The sequence below is a fragment of the Haloarcula argentinensis DSM 12282 genome, from assembly GCA_000336895.1.
GTDB classification, from domain to species: domain Archaea; phylum Halobacteriota; class Halobacteria; order Halobacteriales; family Haloarculaceae; genus Haloarcula; species Haloarcula argentinensis.
This window is the reverse complement of sequence record AOLX01000026.1, coordinates 147,910-165,686: the sequence shown is the minus strand read 5'-3', so window position 1 is coordinate 165,686 and position 17,777 is coordinate 147,910. Positions and strand designations below refer to the sequence as shown.

The 17,777-nt window shown below is 63.8% G+C and carries 16 protein-coding genes; 4 read left to right on the top strand and 12 right to left on the bottom strand.

Annotation, left to right across the window (positions count from 1 at the left end; all coding sequences use genetic code 11):
* The first annotated feature begins 17 nt into the window (after window positions 1-17).
* Window positions 18-668 carry a hypothetical protein gene (locus C443_RS17380; protein ID WP_005538015.1) on the top strand — a complete coding sequence of 217 codons (651 nt, stop codon included), beginning with the start codon at window positions 18-20 and terminating at the stop codon, window positions 666-668.
* 21 nt (window positions 669-689) lie between these two features.
* Here the strand turns inward: C443_RS17380 and C443_RS17375 are convergent, their stop codons facing one another.
* The 5 genes from C443_RS17375 to C443_RS17355 all read right to left on the bottom strand — a co-directional run bounded on the left by C443_RS17375 (window position 690) and on the right by C443_RS17355 (window position 7,673).
* Window positions 690-1,793: a site-2 protease family protein gene (locus C443_RS17375; RefSeq protein WP_005538013.1), complete on the bottom strand. Its 1,104-nt coding sequence runs from the start codon at window positions 1,791-1,793 to the stop codon at window positions 690-692.
* An 81-nt stretch (window positions 1,794-1,874) separates the two neighbouring features.
* Window positions 1,875-2,900 (bottom strand): segregation/condensation protein A, encoded by a 1,026-nt coding sequence (locus tag C443_RS17370; protein WP_005538011.1) that lies wholly within the window; start codon window positions 2,898-2,900, stop codon window positions 1,875-1,877.
* Window positions 2,893-6,480, bottom strand: coding sequence for a chromosome segregation protein SMC (gene smc, locus C443_RS17365; RefSeq protein ID WP_005538009.1), 3,588 nt, complete (start codon window positions 6,478-6,480; stop codon window positions 2,893-2,895). Before smc ends, C443_RS17370 begins: the two co-directional genes overlap by 8 nt.
* A 21-nt stretch (window positions 6,481-6,501) precedes the next feature.
* Window positions 6,502-6,804 (bottom strand): DUF7518 family protein, encoded by a 303-nt coding sequence (locus tag C443_RS17360; protein WP_005538008.1) that lies wholly within the window; start codon window positions 6,802-6,804, stop codon window positions 6,502-6,504.
* A 77-nt stretch (window positions 6,805-6,881) separates the two neighbouring features.
* Window positions 6,882-7,673: a hypothetical protein gene (locus tag C443_RS17355; RefSeq protein WP_005538007.1), complete on the bottom strand. Its 792-nt coding sequence runs from the start codon at window positions 7,671-7,673 to the stop codon at window positions 6,882-6,884.
* Between the two features lie 108 nt (window positions 7,674-7,781).
* Between C443_RS17355 and gatB the strand changes: the two genes are divergently transcribed.
* The gene (gene gatB, locus C443_RS17350; RefSeq protein WP_005538005.1) at window positions 7,782-9,299 is read left to right on the top strand and encodes an Asp-tRNA(Asn)/Glu-tRNA(Gln) amidotransferase subunit GatB; all 1,518 of its coding nucleotides are present in this window, start codon (window positions 7,782-7,784) and stop codon (window positions 9,297-9,299) included.
* A 53-nt stretch (window positions 9,300-9,352) separates the two neighbouring features.
* On the opposite strand, the gene C443_RS17345 is transcribed toward gatB, so the two are convergent.
* Window positions 9,353-9,649 carry a hypothetical protein gene (locus C443_RS17345; protein ID WP_005538004.1) on the bottom strand — a complete coding sequence of 99 codons (297 nt, stop codon included), beginning with the start codon at window positions 9,647-9,649 and terminating at the stop codon, window positions 9,353-9,355.
* 170 nt (window positions 9,650-9,819) lie between these two features.
* Window positions 9,820-10,365, bottom strand: a complete 546-nt coding sequence (locus C443_RS17340) for a hypothetical protein (protein WP_005538003.1) — start codon at window positions 10,363-10,365, stop codon at window positions 9,820-9,822.
* A gap of 226 nt (window positions 10,366-10,591) precedes the next feature.
* Between C443_RS17340 and C443_RS17335 the strand changes: the two genes are divergently transcribed.
* Window positions 10,592-13,075, top strand: a complete 2,484-nt coding sequence (locus tag C443_RS17335) for a DNA topoisomerase I (RefSeq protein ID WP_005538001.1) — start codon at window positions 10,592-10,594, stop codon at window positions 13,073-13,075.
* A gap of 12 nt (window positions 13,076-13,087) precedes the next feature.
* On the opposite strand, the gene C443_RS17330 is transcribed toward C443_RS17335, so the two are convergent.
* The 3 genes from C443_RS17330 to C443_RS17320 form a co-directional block, all read right to left on the bottom strand.
* Entirely contained in the window at window positions 13,088-13,279 is a 192-nt protein-coding gene (locus C443_RS17330) for a hypothetical protein (protein ID WP_005537999.1), read from the bottom strand.
* The gene (locus tag C443_RS17325; protein ID WP_005537997.1) at window positions 13,276-13,677 is read right to left on the bottom strand and encodes a Rieske (2Fe-2S) protein; all 402 of its coding nucleotides are present in this window, start codon (window positions 13,675-13,677) and stop codon (window positions 13,276-13,278) included. Before C443_RS17325 ends, C443_RS17330 begins: the two co-directional genes overlap by 4 nt.
* Window positions 13,678-13,744: 67 nt before the next feature.
* The gene (locus tag C443_RS17320) at window positions 13,745-14,221 is read right to left on the bottom strand and encodes a hypothetical protein (RefSeq protein WP_049944120.1); all 477 of its coding nucleotides are present in this window, start codon (window positions 14,219-14,221) and stop codon (window positions 13,745-13,747) included.
* Window positions 14,222-14,375: 154 nt separating this feature from the next.
* On the opposite strand from C443_RS17320, the gene C443_RS17315 reads away from it, so the two are divergent.
* The gene (locus tag C443_RS17315) at window positions 14,376-15,089 is read left to right on the top strand and encodes a phosphoglycerol geranylgeranyltransferase (RefSeq protein WP_005537995.1); all 714 of its coding nucleotides are present in this window, start codon (window positions 14,376-14,378) and stop codon (window positions 15,087-15,089) included.
* On the opposite strand, the gene C443_RS17310 is transcribed toward C443_RS17315, so the two are convergent.
* Both C443_RS17310 and C443_RS17305 read right to left on the bottom strand, forming a co-directional pair.
* The gene (locus tag C443_RS17310; protein WP_005537994.1) at window positions 15,090-17,294 is read right to left on the bottom strand and encodes an APC family permease; all 2,205 of its coding nucleotides are present in this window, start codon (window positions 17,292-17,294) and stop codon (window positions 15,090-15,092) included.
* Between the two features lie 2 nt (window positions 17,295-17,296).
* The gene (locus C443_RS17305; protein WP_005537992.1) at window positions 17,297-17,761 is read right to left on the bottom strand and encodes an NAD-binding protein; all 465 of its coding nucleotides are present in this window, start codon (window positions 17,759-17,761) and stop codon (window positions 17,297-17,299) included.
* Window positions 17,762-17,777: the final 16 nt, after the last annotated feature.

The following is a 17,777-nucleotide window of genomic DNA, read 5'->3' as shown; positions in this document are numbered from 1 at the left end:
GAGCGCGTCGGGGAAATATGGACGAGCGCACGGGCGTGTTCAGAGTCTACCGCGTCGTCGACGCGGTCCCGCATATCAATCTGTTCGACACTGATGCAACGCGGCTTTACACCGTGTACCAGTCCGGCTACGGCGAGCGACAGCCGGCAGTCGACGACCTCCGGACCGGTGATCTCGTTGAGGCCACGCTTGGCGGCGACCCCGACGACTCGGAGGAAGCCTGGTCGCTGCTTTCGTTTGAGCGGCTTGACCGCGTGACGATGGATTTCGTCGTTGACGCTGAAGTCCCCGAAGTGGCGGCTGACCTCTGGGAACCGGGGCTGGAACGCCCGGCAAGCGCCGTACTCGAAGAAGACGGCGAGCCGGTCGCGGAGTGTTTCGTTCAGCCGCGCGCGCCGCTACCCGGCGGCGCGTTCGTCCCGAGCGTGCTCACCGGGCTCCTGCCGATGGAATCGCTGCTGACCGAACTCCCCGGTATCGGTGAACCGCCGACGGACGCTATCTTCATCGACCCCGACGCGCCCGATTCCGACTCGTACTCACGCCCCTACGGTGTCGCCGTGCTGTTCACTGCCGCCACTGACGATCTACTGACCGAGTTCCGAGACCGATATGATCTCCCTGCTGATGCGGACAACAGGCCCGAGTACGACCCGTACGGGCTGTGAAGGGTCAGGAGAGCAATGCCGCTACATCGTGATGACGAGCGGCACCGGGACGAAACAGAGCATCCCCAGGACGAACGTAAGCAGGCCGACAGCCCAGCGACCCGGGCCCAGCGGCGTCTCGTCCAGCGGTGTCGCGGAGCCGAGCCGTCCGAACACAAGCGCCAGAATCCCCCAGAACGCCCACAGTCCGGCCGCGCGGCCGTCCTCGAAAACGACGAGGTAGCCAGCCAGCGTGAACAGGGCGAGCGGGACGGCGAGCTGGACCAGCGATAGGCGGTCGCCAAACAGCGACCGGGCGACGTGTGCGCCGTCGAGTTGGCCGACCGGGAGGAGGTTCAGGAAGGTCACGAACGCTCCTACCCAGCCGCCGATGACGACTGGGTTCGGAAGGAGTTGCGGGTTCGCGTACTCCAGCGGTTCACCCATCACTGCGGCGATACCCTGCAACAATAGCGGGTAGCCGAGTTCGATGTTCGTGACGATACCACGGGTCACCTCTACCGGCGGGAGCGTCACGCCGATGGCAGTCACGACGACAGTCGCGACGAGGCCCGCCAGCGGTCCGGCGACGCCGATGTCGAACAGCGCCTTGCGGTCGGGGATGTGGTCGTTCATGCTGATGACCGCACCCAGCGTCCCGAGGACGTTCGGAAACGGCAGGAAGTACGGCAGGCTCGCCTCCACCTCGTGGTAGCGGCTCATGACGTAGTGGCCGAATTCGTGGACGGCGAGGATTCCCAGTGCGGCGGCGGCGAAGGGCCACGCCGTGAGCATCGCTGTCGGGTCTTCGAGAACGGACAGCCCATACCAGCGGGTCCCGGCGTACAGCGTCGACAACAGCGTCAGAACCGCGAGTCCGACGTTCAACCACGGGATACCGTCAACACCAAGCGACCGCTCCCGCGCGATCAGTACCCACTCGCCCATCTCCCGCTTGAGCGCGACGCGATACCCGCGCTGGCGGAACGCCGGCGCGATTCGGTGGATGACCTGTTCTGACTCGGTCATCGGCTCGCCGTAGTACCGGACGCCGTCCTCGGCGGTCCTGTCGATTTCGTACACGTAAAACGTGTCTGCCAGCGCTTCCGGGTCCGGCAACTCCGGCTGCGAGGACTGGGTCGCCATTACTTACGTTTAGGGTTCGACCCGTTTGAACCTGTTTGCTGGCCCCACTGGACACAGTAAAGCCGTCGGCGACTGGCCCGGTCAGTCCGCGACGGCCTCGTCCGACCCGGTCGCGGCACTGGGGTCCTGAATCCAGAGGTCGCCGAAGAGGTCGTCCTGCTGGAGCCGAACCTGACCGCGGTGCGCCAAAAAGAGCAATCCGAGGAACGTCTCGACGCGGGTCCCGCCGGCCGTGTCGACCTCGCGGTACAGTACCTCCTCTCGACCCTGGTCGTACTGCTCGCGGACGGCGTCGTGCACGTCAGCGATGATATCATCGATGTTCTCGGCGTGGGCGGTCCCAGTCACATCGGCGGCGGACGGTTCCTCGTCCAGTCGCATATCGTCGGCCCCGCGGTAGTCCAGTTCCTGTGTCCCGCGGCCGTACCCACTCGGAGAGTCGCTGGTGTCGTACTCGCGGGACTCCTTCCACCACGATTCGCGCTCGGCGTCACGGAGATCCCGGACGAGTTCGTCGAGCGTCTGTGGCATCCCGCGGGCGCGGCGGCGTTCGAGCCGTCGGTCCATCTCCGACTCCAGCGCAGCGAAGGGGTCCGGGTCCTCGATGGGGGCGTCCTCGTGCATCGCCTGCTCCCACGGCTCGGCCGGCTCCTCTTCTGTCTCGCCCTCACCGAGCATCGCGTCGCTTTTCATCCGAATCAGGACACTCGCGTAGAACAGCGCCCGCCCCGACGTGCGCAGGTCCGCGTCGTCGATACGCTGGAGGAACTTGTCGGTGACCCGCACCACGTCGATATCCCACGGGTCGATTTCGCCGTCGTCCGCGAGCTGGACCAGCACTTCGACCGGTTCGACGTCTTCGTCCTCGTCCTCGTCGGTCGTCCGGTCGCTTTCGGGGCTGTCCTGTGCAGTTGTCTCGTCGTCTGGGTCGGGGGAGTCGCCCAGCAGCGCCGCCGCGTCGTCCGAGCCACCTGGCGGCTCGCGGTCCTCGTGCCCGGTGATGTTGAGCGGGATGTCATCCGCCTGATCGTCGGTCTCTTCATCGTCTCGCGGCTCCCCACGGTCGCCGCTCGACTGTTCCGAGCCGCGTGGCGGCTCGCTAGTCATCAGCCGGAACCTCCTCATCACCGTCGCCCTCACCGCTGAGGTCGATCCCGGTCACGGCGCTCACGTTGTCGCCCTGCATCATCACGCCGATAGCGCGCTCGGACCGCTCCAGCATGGCCGAGCGGTGCGAGACGACGACGAACTGGGCGTCACCGGCGAGTTCGTCCACCAGTTCGCCGACGAGATCGGCGTTGGCCGCATCGAGGAAGGCGTCGACCTCGTCGAGCGCGTAGAACGGCGCGGGGTTGTGCCGCTGGATGGCGAAGATGAACGCCAACGCCGTCAACGACTTCTCGCCGCCCGACATCGCGTTCAGCCGCTGAATCGGCTTGTCGCCCGGCTGGGCCTTCATCGTCAGTCCGCCTTCGAAGGGGTCGTCCTCGTCTTCGAGGTGGAGATGGCCGGTGCCGTTCGAGAGCCGTTCGAAGATGTTCTGGAACTGGTCGTTGATCTCCGTGAACGACTCCATGAACGTCTCCTTCTTGCGTGCCTCGTAGGTGTCGATGCGGTCGCGGATGCCGTCGGCCTCCTCGACCAGCGTCGCCTTCTTGTCTTCGAGTTCCTGCAGGTCGTCGTTGACGCGGTCGTACTCCTCGATAGCCCGCATGTTGACCGGCTCCAGTTTCTCCATCGCCGTTTCTAGCCGGTCGATCTCCTGTTCGACTGTCTCGTGGTCGGGCACGTCTTCGGGGTCGTAGTCGCCGACCTGCGCTTCGAGTTCGTCGATCTCCCACTCCAGCCGTTCCTGCGTTTCCTGCTCGGATTCGAGGTCACGCTCGATTTCGGAGACGGCGGCCTGCTGCTCGTCCCGGGCCTCCTTGGCCTCTTGTAGGTCAGCTTTCAGGTCTTCGCGCTCGGACTTGAGTTCGGCCAGTTCCTCTTCGAGATCGGCGACAGCCTGCTCCTTCTCGGCTTTCAGCGACTGTTTTTCGGCGACCTTCGCTTCGAGGTCGTCGATGCGCTCCTCGTGTTCAGCCTTGCGGTTCTGTGCGGCCTCGATGTCGTCGTGGAGGTCCTCGATTGCCTCCTCGGCGTACTGCTTCTCTAACTGGTATTCGTTGAGCTCGGCGTCGAGTTCGCCCTGACGGTCTTCGAGCGCGTCAATGTCGTCCTTGATAGACTCGCGCTGGTCGGTCAGGTCCGGCAGCTCCGAATCCTCGACCTCGGCCTCCAGTTCGTCGATGTCGCTCTGAAGCGCGTCGATTTCCCCGGTCTTCGATTCGATGTCAGCCTCCAGTTCGTCCATCTGGTCGGCCACGTCCTCGCGCTCGGCGGCGATCTCTTCGAGGTCGGCTTCCAGTTGCTCGATTCGCTCGCGGGTGTCTTCGAGAGCGGTCTGCTTGCGCTCGATGCTCGTCTCGATATCCCGGACCTGTTCGGTCGCATCGGACTCGCGGTCGCGGGCGTCGTCAAGGCGCTCCTCGACATCACGGAGGTCATCGCGCACGTCGGCGCGCTTGTCTTCGAGTTCGTTGATGCGCGTGGCGACCCGTTCGAGCTTGCCAGCGCCGCCCGAGAAGGAGTAGCGCGTGCCCGAGGAGGAGCCGCCGGTCATTGCGCCGGACTTCTCGACGAGGTCGCCCTCAAGCGTGACCATCCGGTAGTCGCCCATCAGCTCGCGGGCGGTGTCCATGCTGTCGACGACGACGGTGTCGCCGAGCACGTAGGAGAAGATACCCGCGTACTCGCGGTCGAAGTCCACGAGGTTGTACGCGAAGTCGATGACGCCGTCGGCGCTGGGCAGTGAGCCCAGCGAGCGGTTCTGCATCTGCGTGATCGGGAGGAACGTCGCCCGGCCGGCGCTACGGGATTTGAGGTACTCGATACAGCGCTGGCCCACGCTGTCGTCGTCGACAACCACGTGGGCGAGTCGCCCGCCGGCCGCCGTTTCACAAGCCGTGGCGTACTCGGGGTCGACCCCGCCCAGTTGACCGACGGTGCCGTGGACGCCGTCCTGGCCGGCGTTGAGAATCGCCGTCACCGCCCGGCCGTACGAGGAGTCACCGTCCTCGCCAGCCTTTGCCTCAAGTTGGGCGTACTCCTGCTGTTTCGCGCTGATCTCGTCTTCGAGGTCGTCAAGATCCGACTGGAGTTCGCGCTTCTCGGCCCGGAGGTCATCGACGACCTCACCGATGGTCGCCTTGTTTTGCGTTGCCTTCTCCAGCTCTGTCTCCAGATCTTTGATGTCTGCTTCGAGGTCGGGAATTTCGGCTTCGGCCGCCTCGATAGCCTCGCGCTTCTCGTCCTCGGCGTTCGAGCGCCGACGGGCTTCATCGAGCAGGCGGTCCTGCTCGCGCTGGAGGTCGTTCTTTTCGCTTTTGAGCGTCTCAAGCCGCGAGCGTTTCTCCTCTAGCTCGTCCTTGACCTCCTGGAACTCCTCGCCGACCTCGTCGATTCGTTGCTGGACCTCCGCGAGTTCGGATTCTTTCTCTGCGATATCGGCCTTGACGTTGGATTTGGCGACTTTCGTCTCGCGGATATCGCTGTCGAGGTCGTCGATGGTCTCTTGCTTGCGGTCGATCTGGACGAACGCCTGTCGACGCTCGTTTTCGGCGGCTTCGACCGTTTCCTCGGCGGACTCTATCTTGTCCTCGAGCCGGGAGATGTCGCCTTTGATCTCCTCGATCTCGCGTTTGATGGCGAGCTGTTCGTCCTCTCCCTTGCGTTCGATTTCCTGATTGAGTTCGTGGAGTTCGTCTTCCAGCCGGATGACCGCACCCTGGCGCTCGTCGAGTTCTGTCTGGAGTTCGGTGAGTTCGCTTTCGAGCGCGGCGATGGTTTCTTCGACAGCCGCCAGTTCCTCTCGCTTGTCTTCGAGTTCGGCGGCTTTGCGGTAGCCTTCGTATTCCTCTTTCTCGTCACGGAGGTCTTGATATTTGAGCGCCGTCTCTCGCTCGTCTTCGAGTTGGTCGAGTCGCTCCTGCTTCTCCTCGATGCGAAGTTCGGCCTCGTCGATGCGCTCCTGAACGACTTCCAGCTCGTCGAAGGCGTCGGCCTTCTTCGCGTCGAACTGGGCGACGCCGGCGATCTCGTCGATAATCTCCCGACGGGAGCCGGCGGTCATGTTGATGATCTCGGTCACGTCGCCCTGCATGACGACGTTGTACCCCTCCGGCGTCACGCCCGCCTGCGCGAGCAAGTCCTGAATGTCCGAGAGATTGACCGAGCGACCGTTGATGTAGTAGTACGAGTAGTAGTTGTCCTCGGTCTCTTTGACGCGGCGCTTGATCGCGATCTCGTCCACGTCACCCACATCTTCGGTTCCGGCGGCGTTGACGACCTGTGAGCGTGACAGCGTCCGGTCGTCGTTTGCCAGAATTACCTCGACACTGGCTTGCCGTTCGCCGTCGTACTCGGCGTCTTCGTCCGCGTGACCGGGGTTGTAGATGAGGTCGGTGAGTTTCTCGGCGCGGATGCCCGAGGTACGAGCGAGTCCGAGTGCAAACAGAATCGCGTCGATGATGTTGGACTTACCCGAGCCGTTCGGGCCGCTGATAGTAGTGAAATCTTCGTAGAACGGGATTCGGGTCTTGCGTCCGAAGCTCTTGAAATTGTCGAGGACGAGCTCTTTGATATGCATGCGGTGGTGTGGCCGACAGCCCTACGCGACGATTATGTCGGACTCCGAGTCCTCTTCGGTCTCGGTCTCCGACGCGGCCTCGGCTTCCTCCCTGTTATCAACCTCGTCGGTATCCTCGGTGTTAGGTGTGTCGGCCTCCGTCGGGGTGGCGGCCGATTCCTCCGAGTCGGGCTCGTCAGCGCTGAATCCGTTGTCCTCATCGACGCTGGCTTCGAGTTCCCGGATACGGACCTTACATTCGACGAGTTCATCGGTCAGTCCCTCGACCGACGCTTCCAGTTCTCTGACGCGCGTTTCGAGTTCCTCGACTCGGTTGCCGCACATATCCGTAACCCAGCCATTGTGGACACTTATACCTACGTCAGACATTGGCAGTCCGACTGATACATCGTACAGAGTTGTCAGAAGACACAGGGCACGGACCGTACGTCCGCGTCACGTTGAGTAACGGTTCTGGAGGCACGCCGAGATCTCGTCGACGTGGTTGGTGTCGAACGACCAGTAGCCACGCCACTGGCTCGGTCCGGTCCGATCGGCGAGGAGTACCCCTTCATATCGGCGGTACAGTCGGTGTTGACGACAAACCAGGATTCTCGTAGTTCGTCACAGGATTCGGTATGGATAGAAGGGTCCTCGGATAGTTCGGGGACACGGTCCGGAAGGCCGTACAGGTGTAGGTCGGTATCGCTGCCGGCCAGTCGCTCGTACACGCGTCGGGTCCCGCGCTCGTCGTCGATCCGAGAGAGGTACTGAAACCCCGCGTGGAGCGTGTTATCGTCGGATTGCCACCCAAGCGACTCGATGTACTGCGAGAGTTCGATGAGCAGCATCTTCCGCTTGCCCGTGACAGTAAAGGGGGCCTCGTCGAGGTGCAACAGCGCCGCCGGCGTGTCGACCTCGTCCAGAGACCGCGTTCCCGTGACATACAGGTCGGAGTTGACGAGCAACACGCACGCGCCGACCGCACTGATCGACGAGACGGCCAGCTCCGTGCCGTCGGCGTCCTTGACGACGGCGTTTTCGGGGGATTCTGGCGACATCTCGCCAGCCCGGACATCGACGGCCGGTGAGTCCACCATCCGCTTGAGCATCCGCACTAGCGGCTCGGGTTCATCGTCGTTAAACACCGTCAGCGTCCGCCGAGCTAGCGGAACCGTATCGATGAACGCCGATATCGTCACACTGTCACACATTTGGTTCTCCGTCTTGAAAGTGGCGGGCCGTTATCGCGGGTGAATACAGAGCGAGTCGTTGCGGATGGGGTCGTTAGCCTTTAGCCACGCGCCACCGAACCCCGGACAATGACTGCGCAAGCGTCCGAAGCCCGCGAACTCGCGGCCGTCATCGGGCTGGAGGTCCACGTCCAGCTTGAGACGGAGACGAAGATATTCTGTGGCTGTTCGACCGACGTGGCCGATGCCGAACCCAACACCCACACCTGCCCGGTGTGTCTGGGCCTTCCCGGTGCGCTTCCGGTGGTCAACGAGGGTGCGGTCGAGGCCGCCGTGAAGGTCGGCAAGGCTATCGATGCCGACATCCCGGAGGAGACGACCTTCCACCGGAAGAACTACTACTACCCCGACCTCCCGAAGAACTTCCAGATAACGCAGTACGACTCGCCGATCTGTCAGGACGGGAAACTCGAATTTTCCGTCGAGGGTGAGCGTCGCAGCGTCGACATCCGCCGGGCGCACCTCGAAGAGGACCCCGGCTCTATCAAACACGTCCGCGAGGGCTCGGGCCCGCTGGAGTCCCGCACCTGCTCTATCGAGCGCGCGGACTACACGCTCATCGACTACAACCGCGCCGGGACGCCGCTCATGGAGATCGTCACGGAACCGGACTTCCGCGCGCCGGGCGAGGTCCGGTCGTTCCTCGAAAAGCTCGAAGAGGTCCTCGAATACCTGGGCGTGTTCGACGCGACGCGGGACGGCAGCCTCCGCATCGACGCGAACCTCTCGATGGTCGACGCGGGCGAGGTGGACGACGCCGGCGACATCGACGAGTCCGTCCTTGAAGATGCCAACCGCACCGAGGTCAAGAACATCTCCAGTCACAAGGGCGCGGAACAGGCGCTCTCGTTCGAGGCCTCCCGCCAGCGAAAGCTCATCCAGTCGGGACGTGCCGTCGAGCAGGAGACTCGCCACTTCAACGAGACGCACGGCAACACGGTGTCGATGCGCTCGAAAGAAGAGGAGAAGGACTACCGCTACTTCCGGGAGGCCGACCTGCCGCCGCTGCGAGTCAGTCACTGGAAGGACGAAGTGCCGATTCCGGAACTCCCCGACGCCCGCCGCGAGCGGTTCGTCACGGAGTACGGTCTTAGCGAGGAAGCCGCATCGAAACTCACGAGCACGAAACAGGTCGCGGACTTCTTCGAGGACGTGGCCGAGCGCTTCGATGCCAACCTAGCTGCGACGTGGGTCGCGGACAACCTGCTGGGCGAACTGAACTACCGGGACATGGCCATCACTGACATCGACGACCGCTTCGACGAGGTGACCCGGCTCGTGGAACTCGTCGCCGAGGACGAGATAACGGCCAAAAACGCCCATGAGACCGTGCTCCGGGAGATGCTTGATACGGGCGACGACCCCGACACCGTCGTCGACCGCGAAGGGCTGGGCAAGACCTCCGGCGACGAGGTCCAGCAGGCTGTCGTGGACGCTATCGATGAGAACCCCGACGCCGTCGAGGATTACCACAACGGCGAGGACGGTGCAATCAACTTCCTTGTCGGGCAGGTCATGCAAAAGACCGGCGGGAGCGCCGATCCCGGGGACGTGAACGGGCTGCTTCGCGAGGAGTTGGAGAGTTAAGACAGCGTTCTACTCGGCCTGAGCGGTGCGGTGGTGAGTCTGCATTGTCGCAGTCACTGCTGTGGCCAGTTGTCTGGCAGTTCATCAGCGTGGTTCGCAAGCAGTTCGAGTATCGGTTCTATTTCGTCGAATCGCTGGCCCCGTGATACCTCGTCGGCTGCCCGGTTCCAGTTGATGTACGCTAAACTGGCCAGACGGGGTAAGTCATCGTGGCGGAGTTCAGTTTCAGTACTCTGCGCCCCGACACTTCTTGGCAGAAAGTCGACAATCGGCCGTGGACTATCCTGTTTCAGCATGAACAGAATCATTCGGCGACGGCGGGTAAACAACGCCTCGAATACCCGGTCCATCCCTGGGTCCCATATCACGTCCGGGATAGAGGTTTCCATCCTGTAACAAAAGACATACTATTGATGATAAATGCCACGATACCGCCGTTTCCTTGCCGAGTCGGTCCTGAATCGTACAGGTGCGTTTCGCTTGAGAGCCCGTCCCAGTATCCGCTACGCTGCGCCGCGTACTACGATTCGCTCGACGTGCTCGATTCGACGCTCTCGCGCCGCTCGCCCGGGATGATCGCGGGGTCCTTCCACAGCAGCGTGACGAAGATCGCAGCGGCGAGTGCTTCGAGGGTCTTGATAGCTGATTCGGTCGGTTCAGTGTTGAAATGGTCTAGTATCAGCATCGCGGTACTCCCGCCGTGGTGTCCGCCGCTACCGGACGACGGTGCGGAGAACCCCTCGACGAGGAAGGCGCCGTGCCCGGTAGCGTGCCAGAACACCCAGCCGGCGATGGACGCGATCATGAGGAGCGTCCCGGCAATATAGGCGTTCCGCAGGCCGATGACTCCCCGGGTGATGAGATACGGGCCGGCGAGTAACACCGCGGCGAAGGCGACAAACAGGAACGGTCGGGGGTCCGGCGGGAGCCCCCGTCCGAAGAGCCCCTCGATCGCCTGCGCGTAGATGATGCTTCGCGGGAGCCCCCACCAGAGGTGAAACGCCGCCGTCGCGAAGACGAGTGTGGCGGCGGTTCCGCGGAGGAGTTTGGTCGTCCGGCGATCCATACTGGCAGTCGGAGTGGCAGTGGCAAGAGTGCATCGAAGTGATACGTACCGGCATGTCCAGCGGGAGCGCGGGACCGCTGCCGAAGTGGTAATGGAGGCTACCTCCGCGCGAGCGCGAGCGGCCCCGCAAGCGCCCGCACACCCGAGCTGTCGCCTGATTTTCCCGAAAGTCTTTAGAATAACTGACTCCGTAGCGACGGGTAATGATAGAGACAGGTGGTGTCTGATGCGGCTGATTATCACCGAGAAAGACAACGCCGCCCGCCGCATCGCGGAGATCCTCTCCGAGGGGAGCGCGTCCGCGAGCAGGCAAAACGGCGTCAACGTCTATCGGTGGGGGAACACTCGCGTCGTCGGCCTCTCCGGGCACGTTGTCGGCGTCGACTTCCCCGAGGAGTACAACGACTGGCGCGACGTGGAGCCGGTCGAACTCATCGACGCCGACGTGACGAAGGAACCGACGCAGGAGAACATCGTCACCACGCTCAAGCAACTGGCACGCGAGGCCGACGAGGCTACCATCGCGACAGACTACGACCGCGAGGGGGAACTCATCGGCAAGGAGGCCTACGAACTCATCCGCGAGGAGACCGACGTGCCCGTCGACCGGGTCCGCTTCTCCTCGATCACCGAGCGAGAGGTCCGAGACGCCTTCGCCAACCCTGACGACATCGACTTCGACCTGGCGGCCGCGGGCGAAGCCCGCCAGATTATCGACCTCGTGTGGGGCGCAGCACTCACTCGCTTCCTCTCGCTGTCGGCCCGACAACTGGGTGACGACTTCATCTCTGTGGGTCGGGTTCAGTCGCCGACGCTGAAGCTCATCGTCGACCGCGAGCGTGAGATTCAGGCCTTCGACCCCGAGGACTACTGGGAAATCTTCGCCGATCTCCAGAAGAACGGCTCGGGCTTCGAGGCCCAGTACTTCTACGACGACGACGGCAAAGAGGCCGAGCGGGTCTGGGTCGAGGACGACGCCGACGATGCCTACGCTGATTTGACGGGCGTCGATGCGGCGACGGTGACGAGCGTCCGCCGCCGGACCCGCACCGACAGCCCGCCGACGCCGTTCAACACCACTGCCTTCATCTCTGCCGCGAGTTCGCTGGGCTACTCCGCCCAGCAGGCGATGTCGATCGCCGAAGAGCTGTACACCACCGGTTACATCACCTACCCGCGAACGGACAACACGGTCTACCCGGACGACCTCGAAGAGGACGCCCTGCTCGATGAGTTCGTCGGAGCCGGACACTTCGGCGAGGACGCCGAGACCCTGCTGGAGCAGGACGATATCACCGCCACCGAGGGCGACGAGGAGACGACCGACCACCCACCCATCCACCCGACGGGCGAGATTCCGCCGAAGGTCGACCTCTCGGACGACGAGTGGGAGATCTACGAACTGGTCGTCCGGCGCTTCTTCGCGACGGTCGCCGAGGCCGCCACGTGGGAACACCTCCGCGTCGTTGCCGATGCTGGTGGCCGCTCGCTGAAGGCCAACGGCAAGCGCCTGGTCGAACCGGGCTACCACGAGGTGTACCCCTACTCCAGCGCTAGCGAGAACCACGTCCCCGACGTCGAGGAGGGCGAGGAACTGGCTATCTCAGAGGTGCGGATGGAGGCCAAGCAGACCCAGCCACCCCGCCGCTACGGCCAGTCGCGGCTCATCCAAACGATGGAAGACAAAGGGCTGGGGACGAAGTCGACCCGACACAACTCCATCGAGAAACTGTACGACCGCGGCTACATCGAGGGGGACCCGCCCCGCCCGACGACGCTGGCGATGGCCGTCGTCGAAGCCGCCGAGGAGTTCGCCGACCACGTCGTCAGCGACGAGATGACCGCCCAGCTAGAGGCTGACATGACCGCTATCGCTAACGGCGAGGCGACGCTCGACGACGTGGCCGACGAGTCCCGCGAAATGCTCAAGCGGGTGTTCGAGGAACTGCGGGACTCTCGCGAGGAAATCGGCGAACACCTCCAGGAGTCCCTGAAGGCAGACAAGACCCTCGGCCCCTGTCCCAAGTGCGGCGAGGACATGCTGGTTCGGCGCTCGCGCCAGGGGTCGTACTTCGTCGGCTGTGACGGCTTCCCCGAGTGTCGCAATACGCTCCCGCTGCCCTCGACGGGCGAGCCGCAAGTGCTCGAAGAGCACTGTGAGGAGCACGACATGCACCACGTGAAGATGCTCGCCGGCCGGGACACGTTCGTCCACGGCTGTCCCCGCTGTGAGGCCGAGAAGGCCGACGAGAGCGAGGACGAGGTCATCGGGCCGTGTCCTGAATGCGGCTCCGAACACGACGGGGAACTCGCCATCAAACACCTCCGCTCGGGCTCCCGGCTTGTCGGCTGTACGCGCTACCCCGACTGTGACTACTCGCTGCCGCTGCCCCGCAACGGCGACATCTCGGTGACCGAGGCGTTCTGCGAGGAGCACGACCTGCCGGAGCTGGTCATCGATGCCGACAGCGACGACCCGTGGGAGCTGGGGTGTCCGATCTGCAACTACGAAGAGTACCAGGCCCGGACCGCCGTCGAGGACCTGGAAGATCTGAGCGGCATCGGCTCGGCGACCGCCGAAAAGCTCGGCGACGCTGGCGTCGACTCGCTGACGGCGCTCCGGGAGGCCGACCCCGACATCGTCGCGACCGAGGTACAGGGCGTCAGCGCCACGCAGGTCCGGGACTGGCAGGACGAACTCGAAGCCTGAGGGGGCCGCCGGTCAGTCGGCGACGAACGTCACGCCGTCACAGACCGGACACTCGACGGCGTCCGCGTTGTCGGCTGTGACTGTGTCGACGGCACCGTAGACGACCGCATGCGTTACTGGCTCGGGAATCTGGCGCTCACAGAGCGGACATTCGACGACGCCCGCTCGCAGTCGGTCCCGGTCAATGCTGTTGCCGTCGGTCACAACTGGAGGTGGGATGTCGAACTCGGACCGTCGTCGTCATCGATGCCGCCCTCGTGGGCGAACGTATAGTCGTCGTCCGTGAGGAACACGTCGCCGTGGGTCGCCGAAATTTCGACGCCGGGGAGCGTCGTCCCAGCGGCGTCGCCGTTGTCGCAGCCGCCGTCACAGGCGTCGAACAGCGAGCCGTGTCGGGGGCAGATGAGCTGGCCGCCGCGCATCGGGACGCCCCGCCCGGTGTCGAACCGTTGAGCCTCGTGCGTACACCGGTTCACCCACGCTTCAACGCCGTCCTCGCAGGGGACGAGAACGACCTCCTCAAGATCGCCGTATGGGTCTTCGGCGGTGAACAGCCACGACCCGTCCTCGTGTATTGTCTCGACTGTCGTAAGTCGCTGCACGGCGGCGTATTGGGCTGCCCTCGGTATCAGCGTTATCGTGTGGCGCATCGAACAGCGACCGCGAACGTCACTCGCCGGTCTCCGCGGCGATGAGGCGCACCAGTGCGGTAACGAACACCTCGAACAGTCGCCAGATCAAGACGCAACTGACGACGAGCACGGCAACGACGATAGCGACGAGCCAGAGAAAGAGACCGAACTGCAACTCGGTGAGTAGTCCTACCACCAGTCCGATGACGAACCCACCGACGAAAAGGCCGCCAGCGCCCTGGAGACAGCGGCGTTGCCAGCGGTCGAACGCCAGCGCGTCCTCAGCCCCCAACAGCGATGGTAAGGCGAGACCGAGTCCGGCACCGCCCAGCGCCAGAATAAAGAAAACGCTACCGAACAGATACGAGAGCCCACGGACGAAGCCATTGTCGGACGGTGACGCTGTCGACATCGTCGAAAACGAGTACAGCACTGCCACCGTCACGACAGCGCCCGTGAGAACGAGCGCGGCCCGGATAGCAGCGACGACGTACCGACGCTTGTCCGCGGTCATTGTCTGACGATTGTAACATAACCGTCATAAATCTTCGGAGACGTATATATCCGGAGCCGACACCGGTCGGGTTGTCCGTACAGGGCTGTCAGCGTGACCCACTGTGATGGGTGTATCCGAAGCGGTTATACGGCCACGCGCAAGTCTGGCAGGTATGAGCGACTGGGCGGACTGGGACCATATCGTGAAGATAGACCCCGACAAGACGCTGGTCGACGGAGAGACGTTCGAAGATGTCGCGGCGACAGGGACCGACGCCATCGAAGTCGGCGGGACCACCGGAATGACAGAGGAGAAGATGAAGCGGGTCGTCGATGCCTGCGGGAAACACGATATCCCCGTGTATATCGAGCCGTCCAACCCCGCGTCAGTCGTCCACAGCGACCGTCACGACGGGTATCTCATTCCGGTCGTGATGAATGCCGGCGACGTGGCCTGGATCACCGGTGCGCACAAGGAGTGGATACGCATCGACGACGATATCGACTGGTCGCGGACCTTCACCGAAGCCTACATCGTCATGAACCCGGAGGCGTCGGTGGCGTCCTACACACAGGCCAACTGCGACCTCGACGCGGCCGACGTGGCCGCCTACGCCGAAGCCGCCGAACACCTCCTCGGGCAGGAAATCGTCTACGTGGAGTACTCGGGGATGCTCGGCGACACCGACATCGTCGCCGCCGCCGCAGATATTCTCGACGACGCGACGCTGTTCTATGGCGGCGGAATCCACGACTACGAGTCCGCCCGCACGATGGCACAGCACGCCGATACCATCGTTGTCGGCGACCTCGTCCACGACGAAGGCGTCGACGCGGTGCGGGAGACGGTGAAAGGCGCGAAGGACGCGACGGCGACAGTCCGGTAGCTAGAACGCCAGCCGTTCGAGCAGCCGACCGACGACGCCGCCGGGATGGCGTTTCGTATCCACTTCCATTGACGCGTGATCGCTGTCCTGGATTGCTGGCTCCGCGGTTCCGCTGTCGTTTGACGCGCGGGCTGAAAGCCCACCATTGTTCGCGTGTACGAGCAGCGTCCTGTCACTGTCAGCCTCGTCTATCGCATCTGAAAGGTCGCTTCGGTCGACAAATCTTCGCTCCGTCGGGACATCACAGAGGTCCAGCAGGTCGTCGTGGTACGCTTCGAGTTGCTGGCGTTCCTCGGCCGACTGGCGCTCGTCGAGCGGATAGCGGAACTGGAGGTTGGCCTCGGCCGCTGTCGCGACAGCGTTACCGACCCGGACTTTCAGTGGATCGTACGGGCCGCGGGTGGTAAGCAGCGTGATCGTGTCTAGCGCGTCGAGCGGTTGTGCGTCCACGGCGATGGTGTCGCAGTCGGTCTGCTTGCGGATGCGGTCGATACTGTCGCCCAACAGCGAATCCTCGAACGACGCGCCACGTTCCACCAGAAGCACGTCGACATCCCGCTCTTTGACAGTATTGGCGACAGCCCGCTCGGGGTGGTGGCTGACGAGTTCGCCGTATTCGACAGGGGTATCGAGTGTAGCCGCCAGCGTATCGGTCCGACACTCGAATTCGAGGTCGCCCGGAGACTGCACGCCGGAGGCGTAATCGAGGGGCTGCTGGTCGGGCACTTCGTCGAACTGGACGACGGAGAGACCGCTGCCGGTGGGTGAAAGCGCAGCCCCGAGTTCAAGCAGTGTCGCTTCGCTCTGCCGCGAAGCACCTTCGGGAAGCGCGACGAGGACGGAGGTCTCCGCCGTCTCATCGAGCGTTTCCTCAGTCCGGTCGAGCGCGCGGTCGCCGATGCTCCGGCGGACGGATTCCTTGATCGCGCCCTCTCTGGTGACTCGCGGTCGGACGTAGCCCAGATACCAGATGACGCTGCCGACGACGATGCCGACGGCCCCGACGATCGCAATCAGGCCCATCTGCGTCAGCAGGGCGAAGCCGGTCAGGGTACCGAATATCGGCGTCCACGGGTACAGCGGCACCTCGAAGGAGGGGTCGTAGTCGGGGGCGTCGCTCTCGCGGAAGCCGATGAGCGCGACGTTGATGAGCGCGAACACGAGGATTTTGAACGCGCTCGCGAGCTTCGCGATCTCCAGAATCGGAACGAAGAGGATGAGCAGCAACATCACGCCGCCGGTCAGCGTGATAGCGGTCACCGGCGTGCCAAATCGGTCGCTGACCGTACTGAACAGACCGGGCGCGAGGCCGTCGCGGCTCATGGCGAACGGGTAGCGCGACGAGGAAAGGATACCGGCGTTGGCCGTACTGACCAGCGCCAGAATCGCCGCAAGGACGACGGCTGCGACACCGGCGGTGCCAAGCGTCGCCTCTGCCGCGTCCGCAATCGGGGTCGTGCTCCCGGCGAGCTGATCGAGCGGGATGACGCCGACGACGACGGCAACAACGAGCACGTACAGCAGCGTGGTGAAGGCGAGCGACCCGAGCATCCCCAGCGGGATGACACGGTCCGGATCTTCGACCTCCTCGGCGATGGAGGCGATCTTTGTCACGCCAGCGAAGGAGACGAACACGAGGCCGGTCGCGGCGAAGATCCCTTCGACACCGTAGTCCCACATCCCGCCGTACGTCGCGGTATTGACTGCCGGGCCGCCGCCGGCGACAAACCAGCCGATCGCCACGAGCATCACCGCGACGATGCCAATCTGGAGTCGGCCGGTCTGTTCCGCCCCGAGGATGTTGACGAGGACGAGAACGACGGCAAGCGTGATCGCGACCGGACGGATCGGCAGGTCGAACAGAAGGACGAGGTACGGCACGCCACCGACGAGCGCGAGCGCGCCCTTGAACGAGAGGGAGAACCACGTTCCGAGTCCCGAAACTGTGCCCAGCAGCGGCCCCATCGACCGCTCGATGTAGACGTACGTGCCGCCAGCCTCGGGCATTGCTGTCGCCATCTCGGCCTTGCTGAGTGCGGCAGGGAGCACGAGCACGCCCGCGAGCAGGTAGGCGGCGATGATGCCGGCCCCGGCGTCTTTCACCGCCAGTGCCGGCAAAATGAAGATGCCGCTGCCGACCATTGCGCCGATTGATATCGCTACCACTGACAGCAGTCCGAGGTCGCGTTCCAGATCCTTGGCCATTATTACGCAGTTTCGTGCGTCTGGAGCGTCGTTTCCACAGTGCGTTCCAGTTCGGTCGCCAGGATCTGCGAGCCACAGACCACCTCAGAGCCGACTGACTCGAACGCCGGTCGATGCTGCGGGTCGTTGAGCACGACGACCACGGTTTCAACATCGAACTGCGTCCGAAGCAGTTGTGTCACGAGGAACGCCCCGCGGTCCGTCTGCATCGAGACCAGTGCGATATCGGTCGTTTGGGCCCCAGCGTCCCGGAGAACAGCACACTCCCGCTCGTCACCGACTACCACGCGGGTGTCGTCGGGCGTTTGCCCGGCAACACCGTCGTGGTCGGTGACGAGACAGGCATCGGTGCCTCGATCTAACGTCGCTACTACCTCAGACCCGACGTGCCGGTCGCTGATGACCAGTACCGACGGGGGGTCGATGTCGTCGTCCACACGTTCGCGGAGTCCGGTAAGGGATATCATTGGGTTCGTAGAGCCG

Bases quoted from the DNA above. Each gene is read 5' to 3' on its own strand.
- gatB (WP_005538005.1), top strand. From the start codon at position 7,782: ATGACTGCGCAAGCGTCCGAAGCCCGCGAACTCGCGGCCGTCATCGGG.
- C443_RS17360 (WP_005538008.1), bottom strand. From the start codon at position 6,804: ATGTGCGGCAACCGAGTCGAGGAACTCGAAACGCGCGTCAGAGAACTG.
- C443_RS17380 (WP_005538015.1), top strand. From the start codon at position 18: ATGGACGAGCGCACGGGCGTGTTCAGAGTCTACCGCGTCGTCGACGCG.
- C443_RS17355 (WP_005538007.1), bottom strand. From the start codon at position 7,673: ATGTGTGACAGTGTGACGATATCGGCGTTCATCGATACGGTTCCGCTA.
- smc (WP_005538009.1), bottom strand. From the start codon at position 6,480: ATGCATATCAAAGAGCTCGTCCTCGACAATTTCAAGAGCTTCGGACGC.
- C443_RS17370 (WP_005538011.1), bottom strand. From the start codon at position 2,900: ATGACTAGCGAGCCGCCACGCGGCTCGGAACAGTCGAGCGGCGACCGT.
- C443_RS17335 (WP_005538001.1), top strand. From the start codon at position 10,592: ATGCGGCTGATTATCACCGAGAAAGACAACGCCGCCCGCCGCATCGCG.
- C443_RS17340 (WP_005538003.1), bottom strand. From the start codon at position 10,365: ATGGATCGCCGGACGACCAAACTCCTCCGCGGAACCGCCGCCACACTC.
- C443_RS17375 (WP_005538013.1), bottom strand. From the start codon at position 1,793: ATGGCGACCCAGTCCTCGCAGCCGGAGTTGCCGGACCCGGAAGCGCTG.
- C443_RS17345 (WP_005538004.1), bottom strand. From the start codon at position 9,649: ATGGACCGGGTATTCGAGGCGTTGTTTACCCGCCGTCGCCGAATGATT.
- C443_RS17310 (WP_005537994.1), bottom strand. From the start codon at position 17,294: ATGGCCAAGGATCTGGAACGCGACCTCGGACTGCTGTCAGTGGTAGCG.
- C443_RS17315 (WP_005537995.1), top strand. From the start codon at position 14,376: ATGAGCGACTGGGCGGACTGGGACCATATCGTGAAGATAGACCCCGAC.
- C443_RS17320 (WP_049944120.1), bottom strand. From the start codon at position 14,221: ATGACCGCGGACAAGCGTCGGTACGTCGTCGCTGCTATCCGGGCCGCG.
- C443_RS17305 (WP_005537992.1), bottom strand. From the start codon at position 17,761: ATGATATCCCTTACCGGACTCCGCGAACGTGTGGACGACGACATCGAC.